The 15,645-nt window shown below is 75.1% G+C and carries 17 protein-coding genes; 10 read left to right on the forward strand and 7 right to left on the reverse strand.

Annotated features, from left to right (window positions below):
• Nucleotides 1-129: 129 nt before the first annotated feature.
• Nucleotides 130-1,488 carry a carboxyl transferase domain-containing protein gene (locus ACFY61_RS07050; protein ID WP_389467948.1) on the reverse strand — a complete coding sequence of 453 codons (1,359 nt, stop codon included), beginning with the start codon at nucleotides 1,486-1,488 and terminating at the stop codon, nucleotides 130-132.
• Between the two features lie 19 nt (nucleotides 1,489-1,507).
• The gene (locus ACFY61_RS07055) at nucleotides 1,508-2,191 is read right to left on the reverse strand and encodes a LysE family transporter (protein ID WP_389467951.1); all 684 of its coding nucleotides are present in this window, start codon (nucleotides 2,189-2,191) and stop codon (nucleotides 1,508-1,510) included.
• A 69-nt stretch (nucleotides 2,192-2,260) separates the two neighbouring features.
• Here ACFY61_RS07055 and ACFY61_RS07060 point away from each other — a divergent pair, with 69 nt between their 5' ends.
• Nucleotides 2,261-2,710: an Lrp/AsnC family transcriptional regulator gene (locus ACFY61_RS07060; protein WP_389467954.1), complete on the forward strand. Its 450-nt coding sequence runs from the start codon at nucleotides 2,261-2,263 to the stop codon at nucleotides 2,708-2,710.
• A 6-nt stretch (nucleotides 2,711-2,716) separates the two neighbouring features.
• Here the strand turns inward: ACFY61_RS07060 and ACFY61_RS07065 are convergent, their stop codons facing one another.
• A complete protein-coding gene (locus ACFY61_RS07065) occupies nucleotides 2,717-4,309 on the reverse strand; it encodes a GAF domain-containing protein (RefSeq protein WP_389467956.1) in 1,593 nt (530 codons plus the stop codon).
• Nucleotides 4,310-4,385: 76 nt separating this feature from the next.
• Nucleotides 4,386-5,423 carry a rod shape-determining protein gene (locus tag ACFY61_RS07070; protein WP_389467959.1) on the reverse strand — a complete coding sequence of 346 codons (1,038 nt, stop codon included), beginning with the start codon at nucleotides 5,421-5,423 and terminating at the stop codon, nucleotides 4,386-4,388.
• A 211-nt stretch (nucleotides 5,424-5,634) separates the two neighbouring features.
• Between ACFY61_RS07070 and ACFY61_RS07075 the strand changes: the two genes are divergently transcribed.
• Nucleotides 5,635-6,327 carry an esterase/lipase family protein gene (locus ACFY61_RS07075; RefSeq protein WP_389467962.1) on the forward strand — a complete coding sequence of 231 codons (693 nt, stop codon included), beginning with the start codon at nucleotides 5,635-5,637 and terminating at the stop codon, nucleotides 6,325-6,327.
• On the opposite strand, the gene ACFY61_RS07080 is transcribed toward ACFY61_RS07075, so the two are convergent.
• Complete coding sequence (locus ACFY61_RS07080) at nucleotides 6,324-6,833, reverse strand: hypothetical protein (RefSeq protein ID WP_389468198.1); 510 nt, start codon at nucleotides 6,831-6,833, stop codon at nucleotides 6,324-6,326. The genes ACFY61_RS07075 and ACFY61_RS07080 overlap by 4 nt on opposite strands.
• 106 nt (nucleotides 6,834-6,939) lie before the next feature.
• Here ACFY61_RS07080 and ACFY61_RS07085 point away from each other — a divergent pair, with 106 nt between their 5' ends.
• Nucleotides 6,940-7,737 carry a hypothetical protein gene (locus ACFY61_RS07085; protein ID WP_389467964.1) on the forward strand — a complete coding sequence of 266 codons (798 nt, stop codon included), beginning with the start codon at nucleotides 6,940-6,942 and terminating at the stop codon, nucleotides 7,735-7,737.
• A gap of 24 nt (nucleotides 7,738-7,761) precedes the next feature.
• On the opposite strand, the gene ACFY61_RS07090 is transcribed toward ACFY61_RS07085, so the two are convergent.
• Nucleotides 7,762-8,184: a MarR family winged helix-turn-helix transcriptional regulator gene (locus tag ACFY61_RS07090; RefSeq protein WP_389467967.1), complete on the reverse strand. Its 423-nt coding sequence runs from the start codon at nucleotides 8,182-8,184 to the stop codon at nucleotides 7,762-7,764.
• 91 nt (nucleotides 8,185-8,275) lie between these two features.
• Here ACFY61_RS07090 and ACFY61_RS07095 point away from each other — a divergent pair, with 91 nt between their 5' ends.
• From ACFY61_RS07095 to ACFY61_RS07105, 3 genes are all read left to right on the forward strand, one after another.
• Nucleotides 8,276-9,304 carry an NADP-dependent oxidoreductase gene (locus ACFY61_RS07095; RefSeq protein WP_389467970.1) on the forward strand — a complete coding sequence of 343 codons (1,029 nt, stop codon included), beginning with the start codon at nucleotides 8,276-8,278 and terminating at the stop codon, nucleotides 9,302-9,304.
• A 63-nt stretch (nucleotides 9,305-9,367) separates the two neighbouring features.
• Complete coding sequence (locus ACFY61_RS07100) at nucleotides 9,368-9,793, forward strand: organic hydroperoxide resistance protein (protein ID WP_389467972.1); 426 nt, start codon at nucleotides 9,368-9,370, stop codon at nucleotides 9,791-9,793.
• A gap of 88 nt (nucleotides 9,794-9,881) precedes the next feature.
• Nucleotides 9,882-10,790: an EI24 domain-containing protein gene (locus tag ACFY61_RS07105; protein ID WP_389467975.1), complete on the forward strand. Its 909-nt coding sequence runs from the start codon at nucleotides 9,882-9,884 to the stop codon at nucleotides 10,788-10,790.
• Here ACFY61_RS07105 and ACFY61_RS07110 read toward each other — a convergent pair.
• Entirely contained in the window at nucleotides 10,787-11,647 is an 861-nt protein-coding gene (locus ACFY61_RS07110; RefSeq protein WP_389467976.1) for an NAD(P)-dependent oxidoreductase, read from the reverse strand. The two genes, ACFY61_RS07105 and ACFY61_RS07110, sit on opposite strands and share 4 nt — an antisense overlap.
• A gap of 98 nt (nucleotides 11,648-11,745) precedes the next feature.
• Between ACFY61_RS07110 and ACFY61_RS07115 the strand changes: the two genes are divergently transcribed.
• The 4 genes from ACFY61_RS07115 (at nucleotide 11,746) to ACFY61_RS07130 (ending at nucleotide 15,644) form a co-directional block, all read left to right on the forward strand.
• Nucleotides 11,746-12,084 (forward strand): winged helix-turn-helix transcriptional regulator, encoded by a 339-nt coding sequence (locus tag ACFY61_RS07115; protein WP_389468201.1) that lies wholly within the window; start codon nucleotides 11,746-11,748, stop codon nucleotides 12,082-12,084.
• A gap of 79 nt (nucleotides 12,085-12,163) precedes the next feature.
• Nucleotides 12,164-13,600 (forward strand): FG-GAP and VCBS repeat-containing protein, encoded by a 1,437-nt coding sequence (locus ACFY61_RS07120; RefSeq protein WP_389467979.1) that lies wholly within the window; start codon nucleotides 12,164-12,166, stop codon nucleotides 13,598-13,600.
• Nucleotides 13,601-13,962: 362 nt separating this feature from the next.
• A complete protein-coding gene (locus tag ACFY61_RS07125; protein WP_389467982.1) occupies nucleotides 13,963-14,820 on the forward strand; it encodes a helix-turn-helix domain-containing protein in 858 nt (285 codons plus the stop codon).
• Complete coding sequence (locus ACFY61_RS07130) at nucleotides 14,817-15,644, forward strand: helix-turn-helix domain-containing protein (RefSeq protein ID WP_389467984.1); 828 nt, start codon at nucleotides 14,817-14,819, stop codon at nucleotides 15,642-15,644. Before ACFY61_RS07125 ends, ACFY61_RS07130 begins: the two co-directional genes overlap by 4 nt.
• Nucleotide 15,645 lies beyond the last annotated feature (1 nt).

Here is a 15,645-nt window from a genome sequence, read left to right on the forward strand (position 1 = left end):
TCCCCCCTCGGACCCTGCGAGCTATCACCGTGGCAGCCCCGCTTCATGCCCCCGTGGGTCCGGACGCCCCGGGAGGCCAGTCGATCGGTGGACGCCCGTCTCCGCCGCCCGGCCGTAGCGCGGGCCCGGTCAGCCCGGCCGTCCGGCGACGCCGACGATGCCCCGCGCCACGCCCAGGTCCACCAGGTCCTGGGGGCGCAGCCGCAGCTGGTCGGCGGTGGCCGGGGCCTGCTCGGCGGGCCGCTTGAGGATGGCCGCGGCCAGTTCCGGCGCGATGACGGAGAAGTAGCTGTCCGGGGTGACCCAGGTGTGGCCGGGCGCGGCCAGCGCCAGCGCCCCGCCCGAGCCGCCCTCCCCGATCAGCAGGGTGGTGACGGGTACCCGCGCCCCGGCCACGGCCGCGAAGGTGTCGGCGATCGCGGCGCCGGCCCCGGCGTGCTCGGCGGCCGCGTCGTTGGCCGCGCCCGGGGTGTCCACCAGGGTGAGCACGGGGATCCCGAGCCGGTCCGCGAGCCGCACCAGCCGGGCCGCCGTACGGTAGCCGGCCGGGCGGGTGGCGGTGCCGCACTGGGCGGCGTACGCGAGGGTGCGGCCGCCGCGGACGCCGAAGCCGCAGAGCATCCCGGGGTCGGTGCCCCCGGCCCGGTCCCCGGACAGCGGCAGCCGGGCCTCGAAGTACGCGTCCAGGTAGGCGGCGGCGCGCGGCCGGTCCGGGTGCCGGGCCTGCCCTACGGCCTGCCAGCCCGTGGCGGGCAGCGGTACGCCGGCCAGCGCGGCGGGCGGCTCGGCCGGGACCGGCTCGGGGTGCGGGCCGGCCAGCAGCCGCAGCCAGAGGCCGAGTACGCCGCGCAGCTCCGCCGGCGGCACGACGGCGTCCACGTGCCCGGCGGCGTACTGGCCCTCCGCGGTGTACGCGGCCGGGTCGGCGTCGGCGGGTCGCACGCGGGACCCGGCGAAGCCGACCTGGGCGCCGGGCAGGGCCAGCACCACGTCGGCGCCGGCGCCGAGGGTGGCCCAGCCGCCGCCGGTGGTGGGGTCGCGCAGTACGGCGATCTGCGGGAGGCCGGCGGCGCGGGTGAGCACCGACTGGCGGGCCACCCGCTGGAGCTGGGTGAGGGCGAGCATGCCTTCCTGCATGCGGGAGCCGCCGGTGGCGACGAGGGAGACGAGGGGCAGCCGCCGCTCGCGGGCGTGGGCGTACGCCGCTTCGAGGCGGTCGCCGGTGCGCCGTCCCAGGGACCCGCCGAGGAAGCCGAACTCGAAGGAGACGAGGACGGCTGCGCGGCCGCCGATCCGGGCCGTGCCGACGACGACGGACTCCCGCTCGCCGGTGCGGGCCGCGGCCCGTTCGCGGGACTCGGCGTAGCCCGCCCAGGCGAGCGGGCCGTCGGTCGCGTCCTCGTCCAGGGGGACGGGCAGTTCGGCGAAGGTGCCGGGGTCGGCGACGGAGTCCAGGGCGGCGCGGGCGGAGAGGCGGGTCGTCGTCACGGGGCCACCCTAGGCAGGTTCAGGGCAGCGGGAGGGCGACTTCGACGGCGTACGCGGCGACCAGGCCGTAGCCGAGACGGAAGCTCCAGTTCCGGACGGTGGGGGAGATCCGGGCGCCGGCGAAGGAGCCGACCGCGGCGAGGAGCTGCTGCCAGGCGAGGGAGGCCAGCAGCACCCCGGCGAGGAAGGCGGCGGCGGCCGCTCCGCCGGCGAGCCGGGCGCCCTGGGCGGTGGTCAGCGCGGCGAAGTACAGCGCGGTGGTGGGGTTCACGGCGGTCAGCCCGACGTACCGGGCGAACACCAGCCGGGCCGGCGGGCCCCCGGCCTCCGGGCCGGGGCCGGGTGACGGGCCGGGTGCCGGGCCCGGCGCCGGCTCCCGTTCCGGGCGGGCGGCGGAGCAGGAGCCCCACAGGCCGCGGGCGGCGATGGCGAGGAGGATCAGCGCGGCGGCGAGCCGCACCCACGCCTCGACCGGCGCCACCCGGGCGGCCACCCACGGGCCCAGCGCGACCGCCGCCCCCGCGTAGGCGAAGTCGACCAGCGCGATCCCGGCGGCGCCGGCCACCGCCGCCCGCCGGGACCGCAGCGCCTCCTGCAGCAGCAGCACGCTCATCGCGCCCATCGGGACCGCCACGCCCAGTCCCGCGGCGGCGCCGGCCAGTCCCGGACCCATCAGTGCGAATGCACCCAGCTCGTTCGTCATGCGGGAAGCCTGCGCGGCCGCCCCGGGGAAGCGCGGGCGGATTACGGCTCCGGCTGCGAGAATCGCGGCATGGACCGGCTGGACAGGGAGATCCTCGGCATCCTCCAGGGGGATGCGCGGATCTCGTACCGTGACCTCGGCGTGCGGGTCGGCCTCAGCGCGAACGCCGCCGCCGACCGGGTCCGCCGGATGCTCCGGGACGGCGTGATCCGCGGGTTCACCACCATCGTCGATCCGGCCGCGGACACCCGGGGCGGCCTGGTGGTGTTCATCGACATCACGCTGCGGCAGGACACCGGCAACGACGAGTTCGAGCGGGCCGTCGCGAAACTGCCCGGCATCACCGAGGCCGTCCACGTCACCGGCGCCTACGACTACCTGGTGCGGGCCCGCGCCGCGGACCCGGCCGCGCTGGACAGCCTGCTGCGCCGGCTGAAGACCGAGGCCGGGGTCGCCCAGTCCAGCACGCGCATCGCGCTCCGCGCCGCCGACCGCCCGGGAGCCCCGGGGGGTCTCTGACCCGGCTCAGGCGCCGGAGCGCGGCCCGGACCCCGGCTGGAGCGCGGACTCCCAGCTCAGTGTGGTGCCGCGGGTGCCCGCCTCGGTCCGGCCGTCGTCCGTCACGGTCAGCCGCACCCGCTCCGGGCCGGCGTCCACCTCCACGTCCACGGAGCTGACCTCCTGCCGGCGGTGCGCGGCGGCCAGGGCCCCTCGCAGGGCGGCGACGAGCTCCGCGGCGACGGCGTCCGGCACCAGCGCGTCCACCGCCCCCGCGAACCGCACGGAGGGCTGGAAGCCGAGCAGCACACCCGCGCCGCCGGTCTCCCGGAGGACCCGGCCGCGGACGGTGGTCGGGGCGTCGGCGGGCGGCTGCTGGAGGGCGAAGATGGCCGTGCGCACCTCCTGGATGGTGGAGTCCAGCTCGTCCACCGCACGGCCGAGTTCCTCGCCCACGGTGTCCCCGGCCGGGGCCGCCGAGGAACGCCGCCGGGTGCTCTCCAGCATCATCTCGGTGGCGAACAGCCGCTGGACGACCAGGTCGTGGAGGTCCCGCGCGATGCGGTCGCGGTCCTCGTAGACCGCCAGCTGTTCCCGGTCGTGCTGGGCGTCCGCCAGTACCAGCGCCAGCGCGGCCTGTGAGGCGAACTGCGAGGCCAGCAGCCGGTCCACCGCGTCGTACGGGGGGCCGCCGCGGGCCCGGGGCAGGGCGAGCGTGCCGATCAGCTGGCCGCCGCTCTGCAGGGGCAGCAGCATGCTGGGGCCGAACCGCTCCCGTACGTGCGTGGTCATCCGGGGGTCGGTCGCGGAGTCCTCCACGAACACCGCCTCGCCGCCCAGGAGCTGCTCCAGCACGGGACTGCCGGGCTCGATGGTGGTGCCGACGAGGTCGCCGGGGTCGCCCTGGGTGGAGGCGGCCACGATCTCCATGCCGCCCTCCGGGGTCGGCTGGAGCACCACCCCCGCCGCCGCGTCGGCCAGCCGCCGGGCCCGGTCGGCCACGCACATCAGCGCGTCCTGGGCCGGGCGGCCGGCCAGGAGGGTGGTGGTGACGGCGGCCGCTCCCTCGATCCAGCGCTCCCGGCGCCGGGCGGTGTCGTACAGGCGGGCGTTGCCGATGGCGATGCCGGCCTGCGAGGCCAGGACCCGCAGCAGCGCCGCGTCCTCGTCGGTGAAGGGTCCGCCGTCCCGCCGGTCGGCGAGGTAGAGGTTGCCGAACACCTCGGTGTGGACCCGGATCGGGACGCCGAGGAAGGAGCGCATCCCGGGGTGCCCGGGCGGGAAGCCCGCCGAGCGCGGGTCCCGGGAGACCTCGTCCACCATCAGCGGGCGGGGGTCCCTGATGAGGGTGCCGAGCAGGCCGGAGCGGCCGTCCGGCAGGTGGGGGATGCGGGCCCGCTCCTCGTCGGTGAGGCCGGAGGTGACGAGCTCGGTCACCCGGACGCGTTCGGGGTCGACGACGCCGAGCGCGGCGTACCGGGCGTCGCACAGCTCGGCCGCCGCGTCGGCGATGTGCTGGAGGGTGGAGCGCAGTTCGAGTGCCGAACCGACGCTCAGGACGGCCTCCAGCAGCACCGGCAGACGCGGCCGCCCGGGCTGTGCGCGCGGGGCTTCGCTCATGTCTCGGCCAAGTCGGGTCGTGTGCCGGGTCGTGTCGGTCGTGCGGCGGGTCGTCCGCTCGGCCCGCTCGGTCCGCTCAGTCCGCAAGGGGGTTGAGGACCAGCGGGGTGATCTTCCCTTCCATCATCGCCCCGAGTCCGAGCACGGCGCACACGTCGGGCCGCTCGGCGATCGCCACGGGCATCCCGGTGGCGTCGCGCAGCATCTGGTCCAGGCCGGGCAGCAGGGCGCTGCCGCCCACCATCATGATCCCGCGGTCGGTCAGGTCGGCGACCAGGTCGGGCGGGCAGTCCCGCAGGACCCGGCCGATGCCGTCGAGCACGGCGGTCAGCGGGGTGTGGATGGCGTCGCGGACCGCGGCGGTGTCCACGTGCACCGATCGTGCCAGGCCGGTGGCCACGTCCAGGCCGTGGATGAGGGTGGAGGCGGGGCCCTCGTCGGTGATGCCGGTGCCGTGCAGGGCCAGCTGGAGGGGGCGTACGGACTGGCTGGGCAGCATCAGCTCGTGCGCGTGGCGCAGGTGCTGGACCACCGCGTGGTCGATGGCCTCGCCGCCCACCGGCACCCGCTGGGCGGTGACCACCGACCCGAGGGAGAGGACGGCGACCTGGGTGGCCGCCGCACCGCACACCATGATCATGGTGGCGGTGGGCTGTTCCACGGGTAGGCCGCATCCCACGGCGGCCGCGATCAGGGTGTCGACCAGCTCGACCCGGCGGGCACCGAGGCCGACCATGGTCTCCACGGTGGCGCGCTGGGCCAGCGGGTCGGCGTCGTGCGGGGTGCAGGCGGCGGCCCGCAGCCGGGGCTTGCGGCGCAGGGCGCGCCGGAGCTTCTCGCCGAGGAGGTGGCGCAGCATGCGCTGGGCCATCTCGATGTCGACGACGGTGCCGCCGGAGACGGGGCGGACCACGCGGATGTAGTCGGGGGTCCGGCCGGTCATCCGCTCGGCGAAGGTCCCCACGGCGATGAGCGCACCGGTGCGGGTGTTGACCGCTGCCACGCTGGGCTCGTCGACGACCAGGCCGGCGCCCTTGACGTACACGCGGGTCCGGGCCGCCCCCAGGTCGACGGCGACGTGGCAGCGGCGCAGCTGCTCAAGACTGACGGTCACGGCAGATCCTCCCGAGAGCGCTGACGCGAGAACACCGGCGGTTTGCCGGTCGCATCTCGTATCTTTCCCGGCTAACCGGACGTATGGCCCGTTGGGCTGCTCCGGTCGGGGGGTCCCCGGTGCGGTCACGGGGGTGGTTTTCTGCACCGACAGGCAGCAGCATGCCCCCACCGTCCGCGCTACTCGCGCGTAACAAGGTAAAGGGGACCCGATGCTGACGCCCCGCCAGAGAATCCTGGCACTTCTGACGCTCTGCCTGGCACTCCTCGCGCCGGTCCCGGCCCAGGCCGCGGCCCCGGCCCCGGGGGCGGCCCGCAACCCGGTGGTCCTCGTCCACGGCTACAACGCCGACCCGGGCGTGTGGGGATCGCTGCGCGAGGACCTCAGGGCCGCCGGATACGCCGACTCGGAGCTGTTCTCCTGGGGTTACGACACCCACCAGTCCGTCAACGAGGTCCTCGCCGGCCGCCTCGCCGGTTACGTGGACGAGGTGCGCAGGCGGACCGGCGCCGCCAAGGTCGACGTGGTCGCGCACTCCTTCGGTTCGCTGGTCAGCCGCTGGTACGTCAAGTTCGGCGGCGGCGCGCAGACCGTGGACCACTGGGTCTCCCTGGCCGGCCCCAACCACGGCACCTCCACCGCCTGGGCCTGCGCCCTGTGGGACCAGGCCTGCCGGGACATGACACCCGGCTCCTACGTGCAGAAGAACCTCGCCGCGGGCGACGAGACCCCCGGCGCGGTCAAGTACGCGACCTTCTGGTCCGGCTGCGACGAGGTGATCAACCCGGACGGCAGCGTCCCGCTGACCGGCGCCCTCAACACCGGCGTCGGCTGCCTCGAGCACAACGACCTGCTCGGCGACGACCCCACCTCGGCCGGCGTGCGGGCCTTCCTCGCCTCCTAGCCGCCCGCCACGTCCACCCGCTGCAGCAGGCCGTAGGTGAACTCGGCCACGCAGGACCGGCCCGCCCGCTCGAAGGCCAGCCGCCACCGGGTCGGGGCGGTCCCCTCCATCGGGCGGACCGGCGCGAAGGCCCGCGCCACCTCGTCCACCGTCGCCGACCAGGGCCGCAGGTCGTCCAGCTCCTCCAGTACGGGTCCGGGCGCGCCCGGCGCGCGGACCAGCCACTCGTTCCACACCGCCCCGCCGGGCCCGGCCAGCACCTCGAACCGCAGGTCGGGCCAGAGCGGCAGCGCCCACAGCAGGGCCTCGCACTCCAGGTCCCCGACGGCGCGCGCGGCCACGTCGGCGGGCGGGCCGAGGACCGACCGGTAGCGGGCGAGGGCCCCTCGCGAGCGCGGCGACCGGACCATCGCCTGCCAGGTCCGGTTGGCCTCGCGCTGCTCGGCGAGCGTGGCGCCGAGCCGGTGCCGGGCCTCCTCGGCGAGCCCCGGCTGGAAGTCGGCCATCCGGCGCAGCAGTACCAGCTGGAAGGCGCGTGTTCCGAACTCCACACAGGATCCTTACGTCGTCGCGATACGGATGTTGTGGAACCTCGCATAGCCTGCGGGCGCCATGGACTACTGCCACGCCTGCCGCAGGTACCTCAACGGCGCACTGGCGTGCGCCGGGTGCGGGACCCAGGCCGAGTACCTGACCGCCGCTCCTGCGCACCCCGCGGTGCCGCCGGTGCCACCCGCCCCGTCGCCCGGGCCCGAGGAGCTCTCGATCGTGCTGGGCGCCCCCTACCAGGGTGAGGGCGGGCGCGGCCGGGGTGCCTCGCGCCGCCGGGCGGCCCACCGCCGGCGGCGCCGTACGGCGCTGACCGTGGGGCTGGGCCTGCTGGTCGCGGCCGGCGGCTCGCTGGCGCTGGCCCGGATGACGGTGGAGGGCGAGCAGCGGGACCGGGCCTCCACGGTGGTGCTCCAGGAGGACATGCGGCAGCCGGACCGGAGCGCGCCCGAGGACACGGCGGGCGTGCCGACCGCGGCGCCCTCGCTGGGGCGGGCGCCGACGGCCCCGGCGAAGCCGGTGGCCGGTACGACCGGCCCGGCGCGGGGTGCCTCGCCCGCTCCGGGCGGTTCCGCCGGGGAGTCGCCGCTGCCGCAGGAGTCTCCCGAGCCGGAGGGGCCCGAGGAGCCGGCGGAGTCCGGGCCGCCGCTCGGCGGGGCCCCGACCTCCCGCCTGCCCAGTGGCGGGACCTCGGGCAAGCCGGTCAGGCCGCGGACCTCGGGCTCCCCTTCGACCTCGCCGGCGCCGGGGGGCTCGGGCAGGCCCAGGCCCGTACCGCCGGTGGGGGCCCCTCCCGCACCCGAGCCCGAGCCCGAGCCGGAGCCCGAGCCGGAGCAGTGCTTCCTGTGGATCTGCTGGTGACGGTGGGGGCGGGAGCCGCCCCCCTCAGCCCAGCATCCGTCTGAGCAGGTCCCGCAGCAGGGCCCGCTCCGCCGGGGACAGCCCGGCCAGCGGCTCCCGGGCGAAGTCCAGGGACTCGCGCAGCCGCTCGGCGGTCTCCCGGCCCTCTTCGGTGGCCGCGGCCAGCTTGACCCGGCGGTCGGCCGGATCGGGCCGGCGGGCGACCAGGCCACGGCTCTCCAGCCGGTCCACGATGCCGGTGACGTTGGAGGGCTCGCACTTGAGCCGCTCGGCGATCCGCCGCATCGGCAGCGGTTCCACGGCCAGCAGGCCCAGCAGCTTGGCCTGGGCGCCGGTGAGCTGGTGGTGCGCGGCGGCGTGCTCGTACTCCTCGTGGTACCGGGACACGACGGCGCCGATGAGGTCGACGACTTCGAGGGTGACGGGGTCCATCCGGCTCGTGGGCATGGCACCAGCGTACCCATTTGCTTGACAACATGAAATATCCAGGCGCATGGTTGTTTCAGTCACTGAAGTAATTCTCTTCGGGAGTCCCCTCATGTCCGAGCTTTCCGCGCTTCCCACCGTCAGCCGCGAGTGGCACCTGGTCGCCCGCCCCGAGGGCTGGCCGACCGCTGCCGACTTCGCCCTCCGCGAGGTGCCGGTCTCCGCGCCCGCCCCCGGCCGGATCCTCGTGCGCAACCTGCACATGTCCGTGGACCCGTACATGCGCGGCCGGATGAACGACGTGAAGTCCTACATCCCGCCGTTCAAGCTGGACCACCCCATGGACGGCGGTGCCGTCGGCGAGGTCGTCGCCTCCGCCGCCGAGGGCTTCGAGGTCGGCGACCACGTGCTGCACCAGCTGGGCTGGCGCGAGTACGCCGACCTGGACCCGAAGCACGCCGTCAAGGTGGACGGCTCGCTCGCCCCGCTCTCCGCGTACCTCGGCGTGCTCGGCATGCCCGGCCTGACCGCCTACGCGGGCCTCTTCGAGACGGCCTCCTTCAAGGAGGGCGACGCCGTGTTCGTCTCCGGCGCGGCCGGTGCGGTCGGCAGCCTCGTCGGCCAGTTCGCGAAGATCAAGGGCGCGTCCCGCGTCATCGGCTCGGCCGGCTCCGACGAGAAGGTCGCGCTGCTCACCGGGAAGTACGGCTTCGACGCCGCCTTCAACTACAAGAACGGCCCGGTGGCCCAGCAGCTCAGCGACGCCGCCCCCGACGGCATCGACGTCTACTTCGACAACGTCGGCGGCGACCACCTCGAGGCCGCCATCTCCTCCCTCAACGTGCACGGCCGCGCCACCCTCTGCGGCGCGATCGCCCAGTACAACGACACCGAGCCGGCCCCCGGCCCGCGCAACCTTGTGGCCGTGATCGGCAAGCGGCTGCGGCTCCAGGGAATCCTGGTCGCGGACCACTACGGACTGCAGGAGCGGTTCGTGAAGGACGTGGCCGGATGGCTGCGCTCCGGCGAACTCCACTACGACGAGACGGTCGTCGAGGGCATCGAGAACGGCGTCGACGCCTTCCTCGGAATGCTCCGCGGCGAGAACACCGGAAAGATGATCGTTTCTTTCACCGGTTAGTCTTCCCCTACACCGTCACGACCGTGGGCGCGAGTCGGGGCGACTACCAGGAGGATTCCTTACATGTCCATCCAGCAGTCCGACGTGCTGTACACCGCTGTCGCCACCGCCGAGAACGGCCGCGACGGCCGCGTCGCCTCCGACGACGGCCAGCTCGACGTCGTCGTGAACCCGCCGAAGGAGATGGGCGGCAGCGGCGCCGGCACCAACCCGGAGCAGCTGTTCGCCGCCGGCTACAGCGCCTGCTTCCAGGGCGCCCTCGGTGTCGTCGCCCGCAACGAGAACGCCGACATCTCCGGCGCCACCGTGACCGCCGAGGTCGGCATAGGCAAGAACGACGACGGCTTCGGCATCATCGTCAAGATCACCGCCTCCATCCCGGCCGTGGACCAGGAGCGCGCCAAGGACCTCGTGGAGAAGGCCCACCAGGTGTGCCCGTACTCCAAGGCCACCCGCGGCAACATCACCGTCGAGCTCTCCGTCGCCTGACGCCCGCCCGTACGGCGATCGTCATGATCGTGTGACGAAGGCCGCACCCCCCACCGGGAGGGTGCGGCCTTCGCCGTAAGCTGCGGGCATGCGCGATTTCGGTGGGGGTTTCGGCTATCTGCTGGCCGGCCAGAAGTGGGTGTTCCGGCACGGCCGCTGGTTCGGCTTCGGGCTGCTGCCCGGCCTCGTGGCACTCGTCCTCTACGCCGGTGCCCTGATCGGACTCGGCTACGGCGCCGACGACGCCGTCGCCTGGGCCACCCCGTTCGCCGGCGACTGGTCCGCGCCCTGGCTCGGCCTGTTCCGCGGGTTCCTGACCGCCCTGCTCTTCGGCCTCGGCCTCTTCCTCGCGGTGATCACCTTCACCGCGGTCACCCTGCTGATCGGCGAGCCGTTCTACGAGTCGCTGTCCGAGCAGGTCGAGCGCAGCGAGGGCGGCGAGGTCCCCGAGTCCGACCGCTCCCTGCTCCGGGAACTGTGGATCTCCCTCACGGACAGCCTCCGCGTCCTCGGCCGCGTCCTCCTCTTCGGCGTCCTCCTCTTCGCCGCCGGCTTCGTCCCGGTCATCGGCCAGACCGTGGTCCCGGTCGTCGGTTTCTGCGTCTCCGGCTTCTTCCTCACCCTGGAGCTCACCGCCGTCGCCCTCCAGCGCCGCGACGTCGACCTGAACCGGCGGCTGGCCCTGCTGCGGGCCCGCCGCGGACTGGCCCTCGGGTTCGGCGTACCGCTGGTCCTCGCGTTCCTGGTACCGCTGGTCGCGGTCTTCCTGATGCCCGGCGCGGTGGCCGGCGCCACCCTGCTCGCCCGCGACCTGGTCCCGGCCGAGCCGGCCGGCGAAGGCCCGGCCGCCGACTCCGGCCCCGCCGCGGGGGACACCGCCGCCCCGGCCTGGCCCGAGGCCCCGGCGCAGGACCCCGCGCCCGCCCAGACCTGGCCGGCGTCCGGCAAGGGCCCGGAGACCTCCCCGGGCTTCGGCCCGCCCCCGCCCTCCTTCTAGGCGGACCCGGAGGGGCGGCGCAGCAGCACCACCGCGTCCGGCTCGCCCTCCGCCACCTGCCGGTCCATCAGCCGGAAGTAGCCGTCGAGCAGCTCCGTGCTCACCCCCTGCCCGGCCGCCGTGCGCAGCAGCGTGCGGTTGCCGGCCGCCTGCATCTCCAGGTTGGAGTCCTCGCCGGCCGCCCCACCGGTGGCGACGAACGCGTGCGCCATCGCCGCCGTCCAGGAGGTGAGCAGCTCCCCGAAGCGCTCCGCGTCCACCTTCTCGTCGCGGACCAGGGCGTACGCGTGCGTCATCCCGGCGAACAGGCCGCTCATCGCGCTCAGCAGCGCCACGTCGTACAGCGCCGCGTGCCCGGGGTCGGTGCCCACCCAGCGGGCCCCGGCCGGCACTTCCAGGACGGCCCGGTGCGCCTCGAAGGCCTCCGCGGACCCGCTGTAGAAGACGTACCCGCCGGCCTCCGGCACGCCGATCATGGGCGGCACGGCCATGATCCCGCCGTCCACGAAGCGGGCCCCCCGCTCCTCGGCCCAGGCGGCCCGCGCCCTGCCCTCCGCGGGCGTCCCGGTGGTCAGGTTCACCAGGTCCTTGCCGGCCAGGTCCACCCCGGCGAGGACCTCGTCGACGGAGGCGTCGTCCATCAGGCACAGCACGACCAGCCCGCTCGCCGCGACGGCCCCGGCCGGGTCGGCGGCGACGGCCGCGCCCTCGCCCGCCAGCGCCCGGGCCCTGGCGGGCGTGCGGTTCCACACGGTCAAGGGGTGCCCGGCGGCCAGCCAGGCGCGGGCGAGGGCGGTGCCCATGGCACCGAGGCCCAGCAGGGAGACGGGGGTCGGGTCGTCGTTTCGGTTCGTCATGCCCATTAGCCTTGATCGGGTCGTAAGGGCGATCAAGTACGCACTTCGAAGTGGGTACTTACCCGCGGGTGAGTGTCCAGGTGGAAGGGGGCGGGGCGATGGCGGGGAGCCGGCCGGGGGCGAGCCACTGCGGGATCGACGCGGCGATGGAAGTGATCGCCGGCAAATGGAAGGTGATCATCCTGTGGGCGCTCGGCGAACGGCCCTCGTGCCGCTTCGGGGAGCTGCGCCGGATGGTCCCCGGGGTCACCGAGAAGGTCCTCTCCGCCCACCTGCGCGAGCTGGAGGGAGACGGGATCGTCCTCCGCGAGGCCCACGACGAGGTCCCGCCCCGGGTCGAGTACTCCCTGACCCCGATCGGCCGTGACCTCGCGGACGCCCTGGTCCCGCTCGGCGAGTGGGGCCGGAAGCACCTCGTCCCGGACGGCGCCGCCTGAGGCCGGCCGGCTTACAACCTTCCGCCCGGCCGGTTGGTCTGTCCCGGCGGTGCCGAACGCGCACCGCACAGGAGGACTCTTGAACACGACCACGCGCAGGGGAGTCGTCGCGGCGGCCGCGGCGGCCGCCCTCGCGGGAGGGATGCCGGCGGTTCCCGCCACCGCAGCCGGCACCGGCCCTGCGCCGACCCGCCATTCCGACGACTTCAACGGCGACGGTTACCGCGACCTCGCGTACAGCGACCCCGAGGCGGTCGTCCTCGACGCCGCGGGTGTGCGCACGACGGGATACGTCGCGGTGGCCTACGGCTCCGAGGACGGTGTCCAGCGGACCCGCACCAGACCCCTGACCCGCCTCACCCCGGGCTTCCCCGGGGGAGGAGGCGGCCCCACCGACCAGTACGGCAGGATCCTCGCCAATGCCGACTTCAACGGAGACGGCTACGCCGACCTGGCGGTGGCGACCGACCGGATCGGCGAGAACGACCAGCAGGGCCACGTCACCATGCTCTGGGGGAGCCGCCAGGGGCTGAGGGGCGGAACCAACCTGGTCGACAACGCGCCGTCCGACCAGCAGTTCGGCTCGGCCATGGTCGCGGGCGACTTCGACGCTGACGGCAAGGCCGACCTCGTCATCGCGCACAGCAAGCGCCTGGACCTGTTCAAGGGGCCGTTCAGCGCGACCGGCGAACCCGCCGCCGTCGAGCAGCTGAAGATCGATCCGGGCGACGGCGGTTACGGGCTGCTGGCCGGCCGGATCAACAGGGGCACGACGGACGACCTGGTCGTGTCCACCCGCCGGGGCACCGACTTCCGCAGCCACGTCCTGCTCGGCGGGGCGAAGGGCTTCTGGAAGTCGCCGCAGCCGGCCCGGGGCGGCCACGCGATCGCGGACTTCGACAAGGACGGCTTCGGTGACATCGCCACCGGCGAGGTCGAGGAGGTGTGGAACTCCTCGCGCACCAGCTTCCTCGGCTGGAAGGGCCAGGTCAGCATCCGGTACGGCTCCGCGTCCGGTATCGACCCCGCTCGCCCGGTCCAGGTGATCACGAGGGACACCCCCGGTGTGGCGGGCGGGCGCGGCAAGTGGGACACCTTCGGGAAGTACCTGACCGCCGGAGACATCACCGGTGACGGGTACGCCGACCTGGTGGTCGGCACCCGTGACTGCCTCCCGGGCAGTGGCTGCACCGGTGACCAGGGCGCCATCCACGTCCTGAAGGGCGGAAAGGGCGGCGTCACGGGTACCGGCGCGGGCCACTACCCCGCCGACACCCCGGGTCTCCCCGACGTCGCCGGCCCGGTTTCCTTCCCGATGAACGACATCAAGACCACGGACCTCGACGGCGACGGCACCGCGGAACTCACCTTCCCCGTCCACCACGACACCAGCCCCCAGATCTGGTCGGTCGGGACGCGCGGCGGCCGTCTCGCCAACGGAGCACCGGTGCGGGTCGTGCTGCCCGCCGCTGGTGTGCGCAGCGGCCACGGCACCTTCGCCCACCTCACGCCCTGACCCCCGCACCCCCTGACGCGCGCGGGCGTTCCAGCGCGGTGGCCCGGCCTCCTGGCGGGAGGCCGGGCCGCCGCGTTCCCCCGTTCACCGGGGCCCCGTGCAGCGGCCGGCCCCGGCGTCAGCCGTGGCGTGGCCGGCTGACGGGAACGACTTTCCCGCGCCAACCTCGGCGGGGTCCAGACCGCTCGGCGAACCCGGGCAGCTGTGGGACGTCCCATGCCCTGACCTGCTGGGACGTCCCCGGAAGGGACGCTTCCGTGGGACGCGGACGGCGAGCCTGGATCGGGCCAACCCTCGTGCGGAGGCTGGAAACGTGGCCGCGCGGGCCCGATGCTGGGGGGAGGACTTGGGGGGTACGACCAGTGGCGCGTTGGAAAGATCTGCCTGCCGCACTCGACGGCCGTGAGCGAAGGCTCATCGCGGAGCTGCGGCGGCTGAAGGACCACAGTGGACTGAGCCTGGCCGCGCTCGCGGGCAAGACCGGCTACAGCCGCTCCTCGTGGGAGCGGTACCTGAACGGGAAGCAGCCCGTGCCGCGCGGGGCGGTGGAGGAGCTGGCACGGGTGTGCGGCGTGGAACCGACCCGGCTGACCGTGCTGCACGAGGTCGCCACGCAGTCCCGGACGGCCGGGCGGACCGCGCAGGCCCCCGGAACGGAACGGGCCGAGGGGCCGGACCGGGCGCCGGGCACGGCCGACGGGCCGGTACCGCAGGAGGCGCCCGAGGAGGAGCCGCGCGAACCGCGCGCGCAGGACCGGCCGGAACCCGCCCCGCCGGGAGAGCGGCCCGGCGGGCCGGCCGCCGCCCGGGCGGTGTCCCCGCGCCGGTTCGTCGCCGCGATTGCGGCCGCCGTCGCCGTGGCCTTCACCGCCGGGCTGCTGACCGGCGTGGCGTGGGGCGGCGGCGAGGAGAAGGAAGCGGACACCGGCAAGTCGGGCTACCGGCGGGGGATCGCGTACTCCTGCGAGGTCCGCCGGCACGACGGGGAGCTCCGGGCGGGGCACAGCAGGAGCCGGGACATCCTGCTCGACACCAACAGCACCGGCTTCGACGTCGTCGAGGTGCAGTGCCTGCTGCGCGAACACGGCTTCGAGCCCGGTTCCACCGACGGACTGTACGGCACGGCCACCAAGGACGCCGCGACCCGCTTCCAGAAGGCGCGCGGACTCGTCGCGGACGGCATCGTCGGGCCGAAGACCTGGGCGGAGCTGCGGAAGTGACCGCCACGGCGACGGAGTGCCGGCAGCTGGCCGCCGAGATGCGCCAGCTGCGGGAGGCGACCGGGCTGAGCCTCGCCGCGCTCGGCCGCCGCACCCCGTACAGCAAGTCCTCCTGGGAGCGGTACCTCAACGGCAAGCAGCCGCCGCCCCGGCCCGCCGTCGAGGCCCTGTGCGCGGTGGCGGGGGAACACCCCGCCCGGCTGCTCGCCCTGTGGGAGCTCGCCGACGCCGCCTGGAGCGGCCGGGCCCGCCCCGCCCCCGCGGGCGCCGACGGCGCCCGGGAGGCGGCGACCGCCCCGGCCCCGCCGGACCCGCCCGTACGCGCCGCCGCGCGCCGGCGCCGCGCCGCGCCGGCGGCGGTGATCCTGTGCGCCGGCGGGCTGGCGGCGGCGGTCGCGCTGGTGCTGCTGCCCGGTTCCGGACCGCGGTCCCAGGCGGCCGCGGAACCGGAGCGGCCGGTACGCAACCCCGGCTGCGCCGCGGCCGCCTGTGCCGGGGAGGACCCGCTGCGGATGGGCTGCGGCGGCGAGGGCATGGTCGCCACCGTGCTCACCGGCAAGGCCCCGGGCGGACGCGAACTGGAGCTCCGCTACGGCGAGTACTGCCGGGCCGTGTGGGTGAGGGCGTCGGGGCTCGGTGCGGGCGACCGCGTCGACCTGTCCGTGCCGGACAGCCCGGTGCCCCAGGTGCGCCGGGTGACCGGCCAGGACGCCGGCCAGTACGTGGCGACCCCGATGGCACCGGCGGCCGGCGGGCCGGCCGGCGCCCGCTTCTGCCTGACGCCCGGCGACACGGGCGAGAGCGGACGGGTCTGCTTCGGCTGAC

Origin of the sequence: Streptomyces sp. NPDC012888, assembly GCF_042900645.1 — a bacterium.
Classification (GTDB): domain Bacteria; phylum Actinomycetota; class Actinomycetes; order Streptomycetales; family Streptomycetaceae; genus Streptomyces.